Here is a 16,383-nt window from a genome sequence, read left to right as displayed (position 1 = left end):
AATTTGTTCGAGGCGCATGGATCTATGCTGATCGAAAATGCAGATGTCAGGGATGTGAAATACGATTTGGTAATCGTCGGAAGCGGTTTTGGTGCCCAGTTTTTCGCGTTATCCTTTAGTCGCAATAATCCACACAAAAAAATCCTTATGATAGAAAAGGGGCCCCTGATTCCCTATGAAAAGCAGCTATCTCTGGGGGTTAATTCATCGATCGATAATCGTAGCACGTTCGATAATGCGACCCCGAATAAGGAATGGCTGTTCACTGTCGGTTATGGCGGAGGTCTAAATTGTTGGGCGGGAATTTCACCTAGAATATTGCCCTCGTCATTCAATCTTAAAGAGACTGTTGGGGTCGCGAGCGATTGGCCTATAGGGTATGGAGAACTGGCGCCATTCTATACGGCTGCGGAAAAGATACTAGGAATCTCCGGTCCGGACGATCTAGGTCTTGTTTACGGTGATCAGTTTAATTATCCGTTACCTCCACATCATCTTTCTTCTGTCGATGAAATGATGAAAGCCGCGCAACCCGAACAACATTTTTCAGTGCCTCAAGCTCGGGCATCCATTCCTACTGCTGATCGAAGCCGATGTTGTTCAACGAATCGCTGTAGTCTATGTCCGTTGGGGGCTAAGTCTTCCTGGTTTAACCGTTTGCAGTTTCTGTTGGAATCCGAGCAAATCGATGTACTGCAGAATGCGAACGTTATTAAGTTCGGAATCTACAATCATAAGATTTCCAATGTTACATACCAATTTGAAGGTGATAACTATTTGGTTGAGGCCAACCACTTTCTGCTGGCTGCAAATGCTATTGAATCACCCGCAATCCTAAAGCGATCAGGTTATACGCATCGCTGTCTTGGGCATTACTTACACGAGAAGTATCCTGTCATATATGAAGTCAAGCTAAGTGGTGTTGATAACTTTGATGGCAGCTCGCCAATAGTCGGAATGAATCTAAGTTTATCTGAGGGAGAATTTCAAACCTCCGCCGGCGCCAGCGTGCTGATGTTTTGCAATCATTGGGAGCACTTTGGGCTAAGAAAGGAATTCGGACGTTGGCGTCAAACCCTTGCTATTGAAGCTTACATTGAAACTGAGCCTCTTTTCGACAACAGGGTAGACCTTACTAGTAATGGCATAGCATCTGTTCGTCACGAAACGGTTGGTCAGTATGCTCTCAATGGGGAGCAATGGGTGGCCAGTCGGTTAGGTGAAGTGCTCGCCCCGTTACCTGTAGAGACGATCTCTGCCGGCCGCCCGCTGGGTACGTTAGGGCATGTCCAGGGTACTCTACGGATGGGGACTGACCCGGCCTCGTCAGTGACTGACGAAAATGGAAAAGTTCACGATCTAGAAAACCTATATGTTGCTGGAAGTTCTCTTTGGCCGTCGTGTACCACCGTCAATCCCTCGTTAACTGTGGCTGCATTAGCATTACGTAGTGGAGAGAGAATAATATGAAAGAGCTATTGCTCAGTAAGCGGGAGACCTGCTTAGGCCTGCTAGGCTTGGGGATCCTGGCATCCTTACCTGTCGGTCAATTTAGCAAGCATCCAATCGATTGCGCAACTACGATGCTGCATAAGTTGTTACCCGGATATCGGTTTGAATCTACGGGCTTGAAACAGTTTTCCCGTGATTTTGAGCGTGAAACACATTCTGCGCACGGGCCTTATTTAGAGAAAGTTGCTCGCTATAAAGCGCTTGTAGGGATGGGTATGTCGCCTGATGCCATGATGGATGGTGAGTGGGTAGATCGATTTGAGCGGAGTTGGTTGACGAAATTTATAACCGAGTCAAATTTCTTCTCAACTCAGCCCGGTGAGGAGGTGGTTTACCACGGATACCGCCGTTCCAAGCCTTGCCCGAACCCATTTATCCGGATTGTCGAAATGCCCGTCTAGTTCAATCCCGGCGTTGAGCCAACAATCGCGTCAAAATAATGTCGATTTTCTTAACACAGGGTGTTTCTGTCGTTTTTCTGACGGGTTGCTGTCTGTCCAGAATCCTTAATATTGAGGATATTTCTTTCTTGTAAAGTGTAATGAGCGACTAAAATTACTATTGAATCGCTGGTGGTACATATTCTGCTCAGTGAATTCAAATAAATCTTAATAGCGGCGACTCAGAGGTTTGAACTGAGATGCTGCTATCAGTGGCGAACTAGTAATTTATGTCTGTCAAAGCGCTGTTTCAACAAGACATTCGTGAGAACTCATTTCCAGATGCGTGTAACGCGGGGCTAATTGTAGATCTTTGGATGGATCTACATGGCTTGGCTCAAGAGCAGTTGGGAGACGTCCTAAAGCGATACACAAATGCATTAGAGGCTCTGTATGAGTCCCTAATCACACGAGCAGAAACGTTAGACGAAAGGAAGGTGTGCTTTGAAACCTTTCTTCAGCTCGGTCGCAATCGTCAAAAATGTGATGCTGCCTTGGCGATGTCGATTACAGAGATATTTCACACCCTCTTGAAAGACGCTCAGTACCGCCGGTATCAACAAAGCGATAACGATTTCTGTTCTAATCCGGGACGCTACGATTTCGAAACAGAACAAATCTGTTCGGGAATGGTTGATTTGTGTGAGCTGGAAAATAGAACGCTGCTGCAGAACATTGACGAGCGGCTCGGAATCTATTTCGGTTTTTCAGCGAATGACCACCATTTGAATCCGTTGTCCCCTCGAAATGTCTGTCGCCTATTTCTAAAGGTCTGCATTGAGCCTCTCCGCATTAGTCAAAAAAATAGGCAGATACTGCTAAAGCAATTGGATCGGCATGTGCTGGCTAGCTTGCAGCCGCTATGGCAAAAAACCATGATGTTGCTGGACTGTGTGCCAAATCCAGAACCTTCGCCAAGTCAAACAAAAAGCTGCCTATCCGATAGCAACGATTGTCATGGTTTGGCACCCATTAGCCTTTCTGAATTATTGAATGCGTTTCAATGTCAGAGTCTAAAACAAACGTCTAAACATTCTGCACGGGATCTATCTCTATTTCATAATAATAATGCTCCATTGAGCCAGTTGCTGAAAGATATTGATCCTAGGTCTCTCTGGCATGCTCACAATGACGAAAGGCCATTGAAAATAAATGCGCTAGTTCATTCTGCTCTTCTTGGTCGTAACTACAGTCCTCTACATTTGAGTGCAAATGACGATGGCGTTGTCACTTTTGTAAGTGCTTTTTTTGATGTAATTGCCGAAGATGTTAATGTTCATTTAGCCTTTCGAAACATAATTTTAAGGTTTCAATTAAGCTTTCTAGAGATTTTACTTAACGACGGCAGTTTCGCCGACAAGAACAATCAAGAGTTTCAAAAGATCATAGATCTGTTGGGATATCTGGGAGGGCGTTGTCCGGTAGAAAACCCGTTAAATAGAATTTTCTGGTCGGAAATTCCCAAGACCGTCAACGAATTCGTCATGGCTCGTAATTACTCTAGTGACGCACTTCGAGACGTTTTTAGTAAGCTAGATGAAATTCGTGATCGATTGGAACGTCAATCTGACATTGAAAAAAACCGATTAAATAGAGCTGACGAAGGTGGTAAGGCTCTGTCTTTAGCGATTGAAAGTGTAAACCAGCAGTTGTTTGACAGGCTCTTATATTCGCGCTTACCGGATGCCGTTTCAGCGTTCTTAGTGGATCATTGGCGTAAAGTTTTACTGGCTATTCATCTAGATCGTGGCGAGAGTGATGGTATTTGGGAAAACCTTCTTCAAGTGGTTGATGATCTTCTATGGATTCTTCGGCCTCATAAAGATCTCAAATCCTTGCGACGAATTCCATTCGTCAAAAAAGATCTGATGACTCGATTGTCGGCAGGATTATCGATTGCCTATCGTAATCGAGCAGATTATCAGAAGGATCTTGATCAGATTCTTTTCCTGCTAAATCAGGTTGAGGCTGGTAAGTTACCTGAAATGGAGTATCCAGAGCTTTCTCGCGATATATTGGAATGGCATATTTTTGGCCATTCTCGATCGAATATTCCCGGCGCAAATGACGATCTTTTACCCGTCAAAGAGAAATACCAAGAAGTAGCAGGCACGTGTAGCGTTGGGGAGTGGTTTGATTATATTGTCGAAGATTCATCATCAGCCATTAGGTGTTATCTGGATTCCCGAGATAAAACGACTGGTGTTATAAGATTTAGAGACTTCCACGGCCATAGCGTTGTAGATAGAAGTCCTCAAGAGTTTGCTATGGATCTGCAATCCAATATGGTCAAGAAAATCGATCTCAGTCCTTTATTTGAACGTACTCTGGCAACATTAAGTAATCGGTTGAAGCGGTAATACATCCCCTCAATAGTTTTCGCCGTTAGTTGCTCATTGAGGAATGTTGAGCAGCTTTATTTAATTCGCGCGGGTCACATTCGGCTTCTATACTGATTACATTAATCGTCTTTGGTTTTCACTGCGCGGTGTTCATGAATTAGGATCATGGACCTAGCTATAGCGATATGCTTGATTTCAAAAGCATACGCCCAGACGTCAAAGTAATTCTTCCGGCATGACGTATGGATGTCTCCCAGGTTTCTTTAATTTCCTTTCAGATTTCAGCATTTGCTTGGTGTATCTTGGCCCTGGTAATCGCTTTTAGTCAGCGAACTGGGAGAGTTAGGATGCCTCTGGTATGCGCAGTCATCGGGAATGCCATATGGCTAGTTTCCCTGGCGTACCTGACCGCGAGTGATATCCGGAGGCCTGCGCTTAGTTTGGGCGTAGACCTTGCGAGAAATTGCTTATGGATTGGCTGCTTGCTCTCAATGTTAACGTTTTCTCGCCAGTCGAAATTGCCCTCTCAAAATTGGAAGTTGGCAGTACTAGCTGTACTGTTGGCATCGGTCTTCCTAGGATTTCAATGGTTTTTTCCGCTGCCTGAGGAAGTCAGTGAACTGCTGTATAGTTGGAGTGGCTTAAATTTCGCAATTTTGGCGCTGGTCTGCGTTGAGCAGGTCTATCGAAATTGCGCTGAAACAAAATACGAAAAAGTCATCTTTGTCGCAATCGGCGCTTTATTTGTTTTTGATGGAGGGTTCTTTTCCTGCCAGCTTTTACTGCAGGCATACATTGATGCTTTTGAGCAGTCCCGTGCAGCGATCAACCTTACGATTGCACTTGCACTAATAGCAATTTGCTGGCGATCATCATTACGCCAACCTCTATTTCGTTCTGTTTCGGTTGCGCGGCCGCTAGCTTTTTACAGCTTTAGTTTGCTGGGGTCAATCAGCGTAATGTTCGTGTTGGCTATTGGTGGACTATATGTAAGAGAGTTAAGCGGATCTTGGGGGAATCTTATTTACAGCTTGATTCTCTTCTCGGGATTCATACTGCTGGTTATTCTGTTTATCTCTCGAAGTTCTCGACAATTTCTTGATGTAATTCTCAGTAAGTATTTCTTTAAGCATAAATACGATTATCGGGAAGAGTGGCTTAAATTAACCCGAACATTGTCTCAGTCAGGTGAGACCAATACCTCTCCTGATCGCGTTATTAAAGCACTTTTCGATTTGACGAACAGTCGATCTGCGGCGCTATGGACGTCAGACGGAAAAGCGTTAGACCTACGTTTTAAGAATGGAGTATTTGTTGACAAAGCCTTGCCCCAAAGGGTCGATATGACATCGGCTTGGTGTCAGACAATGGAGTCTAAAGAATGGCTTTATATTCCCAATACTGATAAGCCAGAAAGCCGTCGCCACAATGAATTGCTTCCGGAATCCCTCCGAGATGGAAGTGTTTGGGTGATCGTGCCATTAATGGTTGAGCAGCAACTTTTTGGAGCCGTTGCGTTGGGGAGGCCAACGATAGAGTTTGCTCTTACTTGGGAGGACAGAGATTTACTTAATACAGTTGGTCGACAGCTTGCTTACTATTTGGAGCATCGCCAGCAGCATGAAAAATTAGTACACGCTCAGCAGTTTGATACATTGCATAAGCTGTCAGCATTTGTCATGCATGACCTTAAAAACCTAATTGCTCAACAAGCGCTGGTAGTAAGTAATGCAGAGAAGCACAAACATAATCCTGAGTTTGTTGATGATGCGATGGCGACGATTAAGAATTCCGTTGATCGAATGCAAACATTGTTGAGAAAACTTAGCTTCCAAGAAGTAACTTCTTTGCAGACGTTTTCGCTCCAAGAATTGCTTAGAAGTGCTGTAGCGGAGTGTCAGGTTGGGCGTCCTCGACCCTCCCTCAGGCTAGGCGGGGATGCTCTGCTGACCGCAAACCGCGATCAACTTCAGATGACGTTGATCAATTTGATTAAAAACGCTCAGGATGCGACGGATAACAATGGATTTGTGGACGTTATTCTCGAAGTGGACTTGGAGCGTGCCAGAATTTGCGTCGAGGACAACGGTGTTGGTATGGACCGGGATTTTATTGAGAATCGTCTTTTTAAACCATTCGATACAACCAAGACGGGCAAGGGAATGGGAATCGGTGTCTATCTGGCTTCTGAATACATTCGAAATTTGGGGGGCGAATTAGTCGTCCTCAGTGTTCCAGGGGAAGGTACTACAATAGATATAGTTGTTCCCATAGAAAAGATGACACCTGAGCATGAGTAAGGAATCCGACAAGAAGAAATTGCTGATTATTGAAGACGATCCTGGTCTGATGAAGCAGCTTTGCTGGCATTTTGAACAGTATGAAGTGGTCACGGCAACCAATAGGCCTGATGCCATTGCTGCGGTCAGGCTACATGAGCCAGAAGTCATTCTGCAGGATCTGGGGTTACCTCCGGATGATGAAGGAGTTAGTGAAGGATTTCGATGCATTGAAGAAATCTCAGCAATGTCACCGGCCACCAAAATTATTGTAATGACGGGAAATGCAGAATATGAAAATGCCGTAAGATCTGTTGGTTTCGGTGCCTATGATTTCTGCCAGAAGCCGGTACAGACCGAAACGCTGGACTTGATTTTGGAGCGTGCATATCACATCTATGCTCTGGAAGCGGAAAATCGCTGTCTGCTGGAGCAGCAACAGGATTTTCTAGAGGGCATTATTACAGCAGACCCTGTGATGCTCAAAATATGTCGAACGCTAGGAAAGCTTGCTAATGCCGATGTCACTTGCACGATTTTGGGTGAAAGTGGTACGGGCAAGGAGGTTGTAACACGTGCTATTCACAACTTAAGTGACCGCAAACATCAGCGTTTCGTCGCCATTAATTGTGCGGCCGTTCCAGAAACCATCATGGAGAGTGAGCTATTTGGTCATGAGAAAGGCGCGTTTACCGGCGCGCATAAGCAGACTAAAGGTAAGATCGAAACCGCTCACGAAGGAACGTTGTTCTTGGATGAGATTGGCGATATGCCGTTGAATCTACAGGCTAAGTTGCTTCGGTTTTTACAAGAACGAGTGATTGAGCGCGTGGGTGGCCGCGATGAGATTGAAGTGGATGTGAAGGTTGTCTGTGCCACGAACAAAGATCTGGCCTCGATGATTCAAGAAGGTACTTTCCGGGAAGATCTTTACTATCGAATTACAGAAATGGTGATTGAACTGCCGCCTCTGCGAGACCGTATTGGCGACAAAACACTGTTAGCTCGACATTTTCTGAAAAAATTTGCCATTAATGCCTATAGCCATATTGGCGGTTTTAGTCCGGATGCGCTGAATGCTATTGATAGCTACTCCTGGCCAGGAAATATTCGCGAGCTCGAAAACAAAGTAAAGCGTGCTGTCATAATGGCTGATGATAAGTTGGTTACGGCAATGGATTTGGGGCTTAGAGAAGTTGAGCAGCCGCCTATGAACTTGCGCCAAATACGCCAAAACTCCGAAAAAGAGGCCATTCTGCAGGCCCTTAACTTCACGGATTACAACATGTCCGCAACCGCGAAGCTTCTCGGAATATCTCGCCCGACGCTCTACGATTTGCTGAAAAAAAACCTAATAAAGCTGCCGGAATCTACTCCAAAAATTGAATGAGCGATTTCCGGCGATGTTCAGAATGGATAGCGTCACCTAAAATGTGATCTCATTAATATCGTTCAGCGTGTCAGGAAGCACCTCCTGGTTCACCAGTAAATTCAATCAGAAGATCTTCATCCGTGACGATGGTTTGGCAGGCGAGTCGATAGGTGGGTGGGATATCAGAAACATCCTGACGATCTTCTTCAGGCCCCGACATCTTACCTAAAGACTTAAGTATGCTGCGCTCTTTATCGGTTAATTTCATACCTTTAACACGAAAGCCATCCAAGTGAACTACTTTGACGAGACAAGAGCCGCATCGACCGTCTTCGCACTCATAGGGAATTTTGACATTATTTTCTTTGGCGACGCCCAGCAATGTTGTGCGTTTGCCAGCAGTGGGTTCAACTTTGAGGTTTCTCTGCATGATCGGTGAGGTAAAGTATACTGTAGCCATAATCTAATCTCCGGTTAATGAGCGGCTACATGGCCGCGCTCCCTGTCAGCAAGACCCTTTCCAGCTTTCTGAAAGTGGCAGCCACATTGGGCTCCAGGTAGATTAAATCTTGCCCGAGTTGACTTGCCTCAATTCTTTCCAGATATCCAGCGCTATATCGTTTGCTCTTTTGCGTTAATGGCTGGTGTCGTTTTTATGAAAGAACGATTCATCGCGCCGATTGTTACCTCTCTACCTGTCGTAATTTATTAAATTGTCCTCTTTACGACATCCTGATAAATAACGACACTCTTATGAAAAACAATAAGTTAGGCACGTTGTGGCGAGCGGACTGAAGTTTGCACCAAGCTTTCTCGAAGGATCCTGAACCACTGGATATCTGATAGAAAGCCACTGTGAGCGGGGGAAAGCTGGATGAAGGCAAAAGAAATCGCGGAGCTGTTGGATGAGCCTGCTTGCGAGCACAATAAAAAATCCAAATCTGGGTGTGCTAAACCGAAACCCGGGTCAGCCGCGGGAGGTTGCGCATTCGATGGCGCGCAGATTGCGCTTTTGCCCATCGCCGATGTCGCTCATATTGTGCACGGCCCGATAGCCTGTGCTGGAAGTTCTTGGGATAACCGAGGCACTCGCAGCAGTGGTTCCACCCTGTACAGGATAGGAATGACGACAGATCTTACCGAACAAGACGTCATCATGGGGCGGGGAGAAAAGCGACTTTTCCACAGCATTAAGCAAGCAATTGAAGATTACAATCCTCCCGCCGTATTTGTGTATAACACCTGTGTGCCAGCTTTAGTCGGAGACGATATTTTCGCAGCCTGTAAGGCAGCTGAAGAGCGCTGGGGAGTTCCAGTCGTTCCCGTTGATTGCGCCGGATTTTACGGAACCAAGAATCTTGGCAACCGCATTGCGGGAGATGCCATGGTTAAACACGTGGTGGGCACAAAAGAGCCAGAGCCAGCGCCGGATTTTAGCCAGCGTGCTGGCATAAAAGTCCATGATGTTAATTTGATCGGAGAATATAACATCGCTGGTGAATTCTGGCATGTGCTTCCGTTGCTCGACAAATTGGGGTTAAGGGTGTTGTGCACCTTGTCCGGAGATGCTCGATTTCATGAAGTACAAACCATGCATCGTGCCGAAGTTAATATGATGGTGTGCTCTAAGGCGATGTTGAATGTCGCCCGTAAGATGCAGGATAGCTACGGAATTCCCTGGTTTGAAGGGAGCTTTTACGGAATTACAGATACTTCTGAAGCGCTCCGTGGATTTGCTGAGTTGATTGATGACGATGATCTCAAGCGTAGAACCGAAGAGCTTATTACCTATGAAGAGCAGCGAATTCGTGAACGTTTGGAGGTCTGGCGTCCAAGATTGCAGGGTAAGCGGGTTTTGCTGTACACGGGCGGTGTTAAGTCCTGGTCAGTAATTTCTGCGCTGCAGGATTTGGGAATGAAGGTCGTCGCTACGGGAACTAAAAAATCTACAGAAGAAGACAAAGCCCGCATTCGTGAGCTAATGGGTGATGATACTCTCATGATCGATGATGGTAATCCCAAAGAGCTGCTTCGCATCGTCAAGGATTATCAGGCGGATATCCTCATCGCAGGTGGTCGTAATATGTACACGGCGCTGAAGGCCAGAGTGCCATTTCTGGATATCAATCAGGAACGAGATTTCGGCTACGCCGGCTACGATGGCATGTTGGAGTTGGTTCGGCAGTTAACACTTACCTTGGAAAGCCCTGTCTGGGAGGCCGCAAGAACGCCAGCGCCCTGGCAGGGTGCTCATGAGGCCAAAGCAGCACACCCTTTGACCAGTAGTCTTGAAAGCTCAGTTGAGCTCCGGGAGGCGCAATCATGACGGAGCTTCTCAAGCGTAAGAAAGCACTGTCGGTAAGCCCCCTCAAAGCGAGTCAGACCGTTGGTGCGTCTCTGGCCTTTTTAGGATTCGCACGGGCTATGCCGGTGATGCACGGATCTCAGGGGTGTACTGCCTTTGCCAAGGTTTTCTTTGTGCGCCACTTTCGTGAGCCCATTCCGTTGCAGACAACTGCGATGGATCAAGTCAGCTCTGTCATGGGCGCCGATGAGAACATTGTTGAAGCACTGAAAACCATCTGCGAAAAAAATCATCCATCAATTGTTGGAATGGTGACAACTGGCCTGGCGGAAACACAAGGGGCAGATGTTCACGGTTCGACAAAGAAATTTATTCGAGATTATCCGCAGTATGCGGACAGTCGAGTGGTTTCGGTAAATACGCCAGACTTTACCGGTTGTTTTGAAAGTGGCTTTGCTCTGGCATTAAAGGCCATCATCGAGACAATTGTTCCGGAAACCGCGACAGAGAGAAACTCCGAGGGAAAGCCTGCTCGAGTCGGGCTTCGTCAAAATCAAGTCAATGTTCTGTGTCACGGTAACCTGACGCCAGGCGATCTTGAGTTTATTGTCGATAGCATTGAAAGCTTCGGCCTGCGTCCTATGTTGATACCGGATCTTTCAGAATCCCTTGATGGACACTTGTCAGACGATACCTACAACCCGCTCACAACTGGTGGCCTGTCCATTGATGACCTGATGACGGCAGGTGAAAGCGCGGCGACACTGACTGTCGGTGATAGCATCGCCGCTGCAAGCAAGGCGTTGACTGATCGTACTGGGGTGACCGACTACAGTTTCTCTCACCTCATGACTATGGAAAACGTCGATCGTTGGTTTGTTGCGTTGTCTCAAATCAGCGGGAGACCCGTCCCGCAGCGTTGGCTCAAGCATCGGCAGCAGCTCCAAGACGCCATGCTTGACACTCATTTTATGATCGGTTCAACGCGTGTGGCTATGGCCATGGACCCTGATCTGTTGTTGGGGTTTAACGATCTTATGGTCAGTATGGGCGCTGAAATCATTGGTGCCATTGCGCCAGCTAAAGCCAAGTCGCTAAAAAAGTTATCGGTTGCTCAGGTGCAGATCGGAGACCTAGAAGACATGGAGCTGGTCGCTCGCGAGCACAAAGCGCAATTGGTGATTGGCAATTCCCACGCATCTGAAAGTGCTGAGCGTCTTGGCGTACCACTGTTGCGTGCGGGCTTTCCACAGTATGACATGGTTGGCGGCTTTCAACGGTGTTGGTCTGGCTATCGGGGCATTCAGCAATCCCTGTTTGATCTAGCCAATATGCTGTTGGCGCACCATCGTGATATCGAACCCTATCACTCAATTTACTCCCAAAAGCCAGAAGCTCAATTGTTGTATCGTAATCTGGGAGAGCGGGGTATTAATATTTGGGGAGGCCATTGATGGCTGGGTTGACCAGGAGGTTAGCCGTCGTCAGTGATGAAGACGACGGTTCTCTACTAAAGGTCGCTTTCGCAACCAGCGACCGAATTCACATTGATCAACATTTTGGCTCAGCGCGTGCTTTTGCGATTTTCGGGGTCAATCCCGATGTGCGAATACTGTTAAATATCGCGGAGTTTGCGCCTCTAGATCCTGACGCTACAGATGACAAACTTGTTGAAAAGCTTGCCTTGGTTGACGGCTGCATCGCTGTTTACTGTAGAGCCTGTGGCGCGTCGGCGATTCGGCAGCTGCTCGAGCAGGGCACTCAGCCGATAAAAGTCGCGGAAGGTGGGTTGTTGGAAGACATGTTAGATGCACTACAGCAAGAATTAAGAGAGGGCCCATCGTCGTGGCTTGCAAAGGCTGTGCAGCGTAATGGTTTTGATCCCGCCAGGTTTAATGAAATAGAGATGCAAGGCTGGGATGAATGAGCGTTAACCCGCGTTAGCGCCGAGGGTTAAGTAAACATTAAAACGTCCGTAAAACGAAAGTATCAGCGTAAATTTGGAGAGGAACATGAGTGAAGTTGCAGAAGTTGAATCGTCTGTCGTCGAGCACCCGTTTGTAAAACAGATGATTGTCCAGCTTAGAGCTGTGGACAGTTATGGAACCTACGATAACTGGACCGACGAAAAAGTGATGGCGCCTCTCATTTTAACAAAAGAGCGGAAGCGTGAAATTCCTGTGGTTGGTGACCCTGATGAGATTGTGATCTCTCGTCTTAAGGCTTATTACAACGCACTTGCCGTGTCCATCGAGAAAGAATGCGGGTTGATGGCTGTACCGGTGGTGAATTTGACCCACGAAGGCTTCGGTCGAGCCTTTATTATCGTCGGCAAGCTCATCGCTATGGATAAAACGCTGCGTGATGTCCATCGCTTCGGCTTTGCATCTATGGAAAAGCTGACTGAAGAAGCCGATAAAGTTATTAACAAAGCTAAAGACCTGATTGAAAAGCATCGTACAGTCGCAGAGCTTTGATATTCGGCGTTTGAAATCTATACCGACAAAAGGAGAGAGAAAATGACGGATGAACTTAAAGCCTTACAAAAAGACGTTCGCAAGAAGAAACGCATTGCTACCGAGTTAGCGTCTGAAGTTCATGATCTTGTCGAAGACCGCCTCTGGACCGACTACAACTCATTGGTGGAAATCAGTCAGCGCACAGCCGACGCCTGTGTGGCATGGGCAGAAGCAAGCGTAGCGTTAGAAAAGGCTGAGTCAGCAGAAGAAGCCTAATATCACAACTGGAGCGACGAATTGGGAAGCGGGCAATAAGCATTGGGGGCTTATTGGGGTACAGGGACGTACCCACTTACTAAAGGGACAAAAAATAATCTGCTGCATAGCCTGACAGCAGTCATGATCTTTCCAATTCCCCTCTGCATTAACTTAGAGATGCCTACAACCACGTGATAAGGAGACGGGAAATGCCAAGGCCAGATTTACATGTATTTGTTTGTACGCAGGCACGTGCCGAAGGGCATCCTAGAGGGAGTTGCTCCGCACATGGTGCCGCTCGTGTTTACCAGGCTTTTGCAACGCAAATGACCATAAAAAAATTAATAGGAAAAGTCGCATTAAATCAAACCGGATGTTTGGGACCTTGTCAGGATGGTACGAATGTTTTGGTCTATCCCGAAGGTGTTCTTTACTCCAATATATCGGCAGAAGACGTTTCTCGTATTGTTGATGAGCATTTGATCAGCGGAACGCCAGTTTCCGAGAAAGTGGCCTCTGCCGAAGTTTGGTAAATGACTGTTTGAGGGTAACACATGGGTAGCGATAACCAAGAGGTCAAGATCTCGGAGCAACTTGCCTCTGCCAATGATCTTTTTGCTGAGACAAAATCCGCGATGAAGGCCTCACTCGCCGCTATAAATTTATCGGAGGAAGCAGATCGGTTACCTGATTTTCTTCTCGCCACCCATGTGTTGCAACAGGATCCCTTTGATGGCAGTCACACGATACAGGGAGAGTGGCGAAATGAGCGAGGCAAAAAGCTCGGAGAATTTCAATTGCGATCGGATGCTAGCCTTTATGTCGAAATAGATATTATTGCGCCCAATCCAAAAAATACTCGTTGGTTTGTCGAAGCTGTCACCGCGTGGGGTAGAAGCGGAAACGTGAAAGCGGAATTACGCATGCTAGAAGCCGTTTAACCACAAAAACAGTGAGTCATGTCCTCTTCAGAAAACACGGTTTCTAGCTCATTCGGCAAGAAAGCATTCGTTGTGTTCCATATACATCCTGTGAGTGCACGTTTGAGATTTTTGTGTCGCGATAACCGCCACGTGGTATTACCGAATCCTCTTCCAAAGCTTGCAGAGATGATAGAGATTGATCATCCACTGGAAGACGATTCCAAGGCGACCAACATCAAGGCCCATCCGGCTGCTGGACTTGGCACATTTTGTCACCTTGTCGACCTGGATCCTTCATTGCTTCAAATTCTGCCAGGGTATTCGTGTCAGCTAGATATACCTGGTGGCCCCTTATCCATTATTCCTGTTCAGTCGGTTGGCGAAGAACCTCTCAAACCGCCGGATAGATTTGATTGGATAGAGCTCCCCGACTGCTTTCGGTTGCGCGAAATTGAGAGAGTCATCTTGAATTCGATCTATCAGCGTTTACTGGGAACAGAAGAATAGTTGAACGATCAGGTGACTGCCGTGTCGCCTATGAAACAATTGTCCAATTTCCCGTTAAAATGATGACGTTTCGAATCTTCCACTAGCCTGAATCGATACCCGCTTAATAGCAGGTATCGTGAATGACGTCAGTGTATGTCTCCATCCGGGATAATTTCTATATCGTCTGGCCAGCACCCAATGGGCGGGCCGAGCTCTGCGGGATTATCAGGGGACTCAAATTTAACCAGGAAGACTTCCTGGGATTCATTGTCCTCCAGGTGTCCCTGTTCAATAACGACTCCCCGTGTTCCGGAAGCGACCAATAACCCATTGTCCTCAACGCCCGGAAAACTGCCGTCGTTCCAGATGTCATGCGTAGCCAGTATGGTGTCACCCGGCTTTAGGGGGTAGTTCTTCATAACAATTCTCCAGTTTCTATTTGTCAGTAATGCGACAAAGGGCTGTTGTAAGTAATTCTTGGAACATCCCAGTGAGTTATTTTCTTGTCTTATATCAAGCAAAAACAAGATGTTACGGGCCATAAAATCACTGGTATAGGCATTGCAACCCTCCCTCTGTGTGACCGGTGATCAACAACTTACGTTGATTCACCTGAGAACTTTTGAATGTTGCGTCAACAGAGTTCGATTAAGAACTTGCAAACAGTTTGCCAGACGGAGTCAATCATGATCACCCTAACTGATAGCGCTATTAATGCCGTAAATCGATTTATCTCGCAAAGCGGAAAATCTGTTGCGGGTTTAAGAATTCGTGTAGCTGATGGAGGGTGTTCTGGTCTCCAGTATGCCTTGCGTCTTGAAGAGGCGGTCGGTGAAAACGACATTATTCAGGAGATCAAAGGATTGACCATGTTGATCGATGAAGAAAGCCAGTCTGTATTGGACGGCGTCACCGTTGATTTTATCGACAGTATGGAAGGCAGTGGTTTTAAGTTTGAAAACCCGAACGCCAAAAACGCCTGTGGTTGTGGAAAGTCATTTTCCGCATAACCGCTTCACGTGTGTTATGGAAAAGCAACGAAAACTCTCAATTAAGTGATTACGTGATCAGCCCTGGAGGTGAAAGCGATGTGGGATTATTCAGAAAAGGTACAAGAACATTTTTTTGATCCAAGAAATGCGGGCGCGGTTGCTGATGCTAATGCGACGGGAGACGTCGGTTCGATCAGCTGTGGGGATGCCCTCCGTTTAACGCTAAAAGTAAATCCTGAAACGGAAGTCATTGAAGACGCCGGGTTTCAAACCTTTGGATGCGGATCAGCAATTGCGTCCTCTTCTGCCTTAACCGAAATCATCAAAGGTATGACGTTGGATGACGCTCTACAGGTATCTAATCAGGATATTGCGGATTATCTCGATGGGTTGCCACCGGAAAAAATGCATTGCTCTGTCATGGGACGTGAAGCGCTGCAAGCTGCTGTCGCTGACTATCGTGGTGAAGAATGGAAAGACGATCACGAAGAAGGTGCATTAGTCTGTAAATGTTTCGCGATCGACGCTGTCATGATCGAAGACACCATTCGCGCGAACAGCCTCACCACGGTTGAAGAGGTGACTAATTACACCAAAGCTGGTGGTGGATGTTCTTCCTGTCATGAAGGTATCGAGAATATTTTGACCAAAGTTATGGCGGAGCAGGGCGCTACATTTGCTCCGGCTGGTGTTGGTGCCCCAGCTGCTGAGCCAGCTCCGGTTGCCAAGCCTGCAGCGGCCAGTAAAGCCAGTGGAATGCTGAAGAAAATTCGTATTATTGAAACGGTTCTCGAAGGTGTTCGACCCGCGTTACAAGCAGACGGTGGTGATGTAGAGCTGGTCGATGTCGATGGTAAAACCATCTACGTACATCTTACGGGCGCCTGCAGTGGTTGCCAGATGGCTGCGATGACTCTGGGTGGTATTCAGCAAAAGCTGATTGAAGAGCTGGGCGAGTTTGTCAAAGTGCTGCCTGATACAGAAATGCCTGTTGCTTTAGAAGGAGCTTAGT

Annotated in this window: 17 protein-coding genes; 15 read left to right on the top strand and 2 right to left on the bottom strand. The window is 46.8% G+C overall.

Going from position 1 to position 16,383, the window contains the following annotated elements; all coding sequences use genetic code 11:
• Positions 1-24: 24 nt before the first annotated feature.
• The 5 genes from ACXAFR_RS21975 to prsR all read left to right on the top strand — a co-directional run bounded on the left by ACXAFR_RS21975 (position 25) and on the right by prsR (position 7,963).
• Positions 25-1,470, top strand: a complete 1,446-nt coding sequence (locus ACXAFR_RS21975) for a GMC oxidoreductase (RefSeq protein WP_475181004.1) — start codon at positions 25-27, stop codon at positions 1,468-1,470.
• Entirely contained in the window at positions 1,467-1,913 is a 447-nt protein-coding gene (locus tag ACXAFR_RS21970) for a hypothetical protein (RefSeq protein WP_475181002.1), read from the top strand. The genes ACXAFR_RS21975 and ACXAFR_RS21970 overlap by 4 nt, the downstream gene beginning before the upstream one ends.
• Positions 1,914-2,284: 371 nt before the next feature.
• A complete protein-coding gene (locus tag ACXAFR_RS21965) occupies positions 2,285-4,312 on the top strand; it encodes a DUF1631 family protein (protein ID WP_475181001.1) in 2,028 nt (675 codons plus the stop codon).
• 224 nt (positions 4,313-4,536) lie between these two features.
• Complete coding sequence (prsK, locus tag ACXAFR_RS21960) at positions 4,537-6,594, top strand: XrtA/PEP-CTERM system histidine kinase PrsK (protein WP_475181000.1); 2,058 nt, start codon at positions 4,537-4,539, stop codon at positions 6,592-6,594.
• Complete coding sequence (prsR, locus tag ACXAFR_RS21955; RefSeq protein ID WP_475180997.1) at positions 6,587-7,963, top strand: PEP-CTERM-box response regulator transcription factor; 1,377 nt, start codon at positions 6,587-6,589, stop codon at positions 7,961-7,963. Before prsK ends, prsR begins: the two co-directional genes overlap by 8 nt.
• Positions 7,964-8,033: 70 nt before the next feature.
• Here the strand turns inward: prsR and ACXAFR_RS21950 are convergent, their stop codons facing one another.
• Positions 8,034-8,405: a 2Fe-2S iron-sulfur cluster-binding protein gene (locus ACXAFR_RS21950; RefSeq protein WP_475180995.1), complete on the bottom strand. Its 372-nt coding sequence runs from the start codon at positions 8,403-8,405 to the stop codon at positions 8,034-8,036.
• Between the two features lie 414 nt (positions 8,406-8,819).
• Between ACXAFR_RS21950 and nifE the strand changes: the two genes are divergently transcribed.
• The 8 genes from nifE to ACXAFR_RS21910 all read left to right on the top strand — a co-directional run bounded on the left by nifE (position 8,820) and on the right by ACXAFR_RS21910 (position 14,397).
• On the top strand, positions 8,820-10,271 hold the full coding sequence (gene nifE / locus ACXAFR_RS21945) for a nitrogenase iron-molybdenum cofactor biosynthesis protein NifE (protein WP_475180992.1): 1,452 nt from the start codon (positions 8,820-8,822) through the stop codon (positions 10,269-10,271).
• On the top strand, positions 10,268-11,704 hold the full coding sequence (gene nifN / locus ACXAFR_RS21940; protein ID WP_475180990.1) for a nitrogenase iron-molybdenum cofactor biosynthesis protein NifN: 1,437 nt from the start codon (positions 10,268-10,270) through the stop codon (positions 11,702-11,704). The genes nifE and nifN overlap by 4 nt, the downstream gene beginning before the upstream one ends.
• Positions 11,704-12,177 carry a NifB/NifX family molybdenum-iron cluster-binding protein gene (locus ACXAFR_RS21935; protein ID WP_475180989.1) on the top strand — a complete coding sequence of 158 codons (474 nt, stop codon included), beginning with the start codon at positions 11,704-11,706 and terminating at the stop codon, positions 12,175-12,177. The genes nifN and ACXAFR_RS21935 overlap by 1 nt, the downstream gene beginning before the upstream one ends.
• A gap of 85 nt (positions 12,178-12,262) precedes the next feature.
• Positions 12,263-12,727 carry a NifX-associated nitrogen fixation protein gene (locus ACXAFR_RS21930; protein ID WP_475180986.1) on the top strand — a complete coding sequence of 155 codons (465 nt, stop codon included), beginning with the start codon at positions 12,263-12,265 and terminating at the stop codon, positions 12,725-12,727.
• 42 nt (positions 12,728-12,769) lie between these two features.
• The gene (locus ACXAFR_RS21925) at positions 12,770-12,985 is read left to right on the top strand and encodes a CCE_0567 family metalloprotein (RefSeq protein WP_475180985.1); all 216 of its coding nucleotides are present in this window, start codon (positions 12,770-12,772) and stop codon (positions 12,983-12,985) included.
• Between the two features lie 191 nt (positions 12,986-13,176).
• Positions 13,177-13,500: a (2Fe-2S) ferredoxin domain-containing protein gene (locus ACXAFR_RS21920; RefSeq protein ID WP_475180982.1), complete on the top strand. Its 324-nt coding sequence runs from the start codon at positions 13,177-13,179 to the stop codon at positions 13,498-13,500.
• Positions 13,501-13,521: 21 nt separating this feature from the next.
• Positions 13,522-13,908: a hypothetical protein gene (locus ACXAFR_RS21915; RefSeq protein WP_475180981.1), complete on the top strand. Its 387-nt coding sequence runs from the start codon at positions 13,522-13,524 to the stop codon at positions 13,906-13,908.
• 18 nt (positions 13,909-13,926) lie between these two features.
• A complete protein-coding gene (locus ACXAFR_RS21910; protein WP_475180980.1) occupies positions 13,927-14,397 on the top strand; it encodes a hypothetical protein in 471 nt (156 codons plus the stop codon).
• Positions 14,398-14,525: 128 nt separating this feature from the next.
• On the opposite strand, the gene ACXAFR_RS21905 is transcribed toward ACXAFR_RS21910, so the two are convergent.
• Entirely contained in the window at positions 14,526-14,798 is a 273-nt protein-coding gene (locus ACXAFR_RS21905; RefSeq protein WP_475180977.1) for a nitrogen fixation protein NifZ, read from the bottom strand.
• Positions 14,799-15,065: 267 nt separating this feature from the next.
• Here ACXAFR_RS21905 and ACXAFR_RS21900 point away from each other — a divergent pair, with 267 nt between their 5' ends.
• Together ACXAFR_RS21900 and nifU are read left to right on the top strand one after the other, a co-directional pair.
• Positions 15,066-15,389 carry a HesB/IscA family protein gene (locus tag ACXAFR_RS21900; RefSeq protein WP_475180974.1) on the top strand — a complete coding sequence of 108 codons (324 nt, stop codon included), beginning with the start codon at positions 15,066-15,068 and terminating at the stop codon, positions 15,387-15,389.
• A gap of 78 nt (positions 15,390-15,467) precedes the next feature.
• Complete coding sequence (gene nifU, locus ACXAFR_RS21895) at positions 15,468-16,382, top strand: Fe-S cluster assembly protein NifU (protein WP_475180973.1); 915 nt, start codon at positions 15,468-15,470, stop codon at positions 16,380-16,382.
• Position 16,383: the final 1 nt, after the last annotated feature.

Source organism: Pseudomaricurvus sp. ABR4_320 (genome assembly GCF_056159445.1).
The sequence above is the reverse complement of the archived record's forward strand: the minus strand, read 5'-3'. Positions and strand labels throughout refer to the sequence as shown.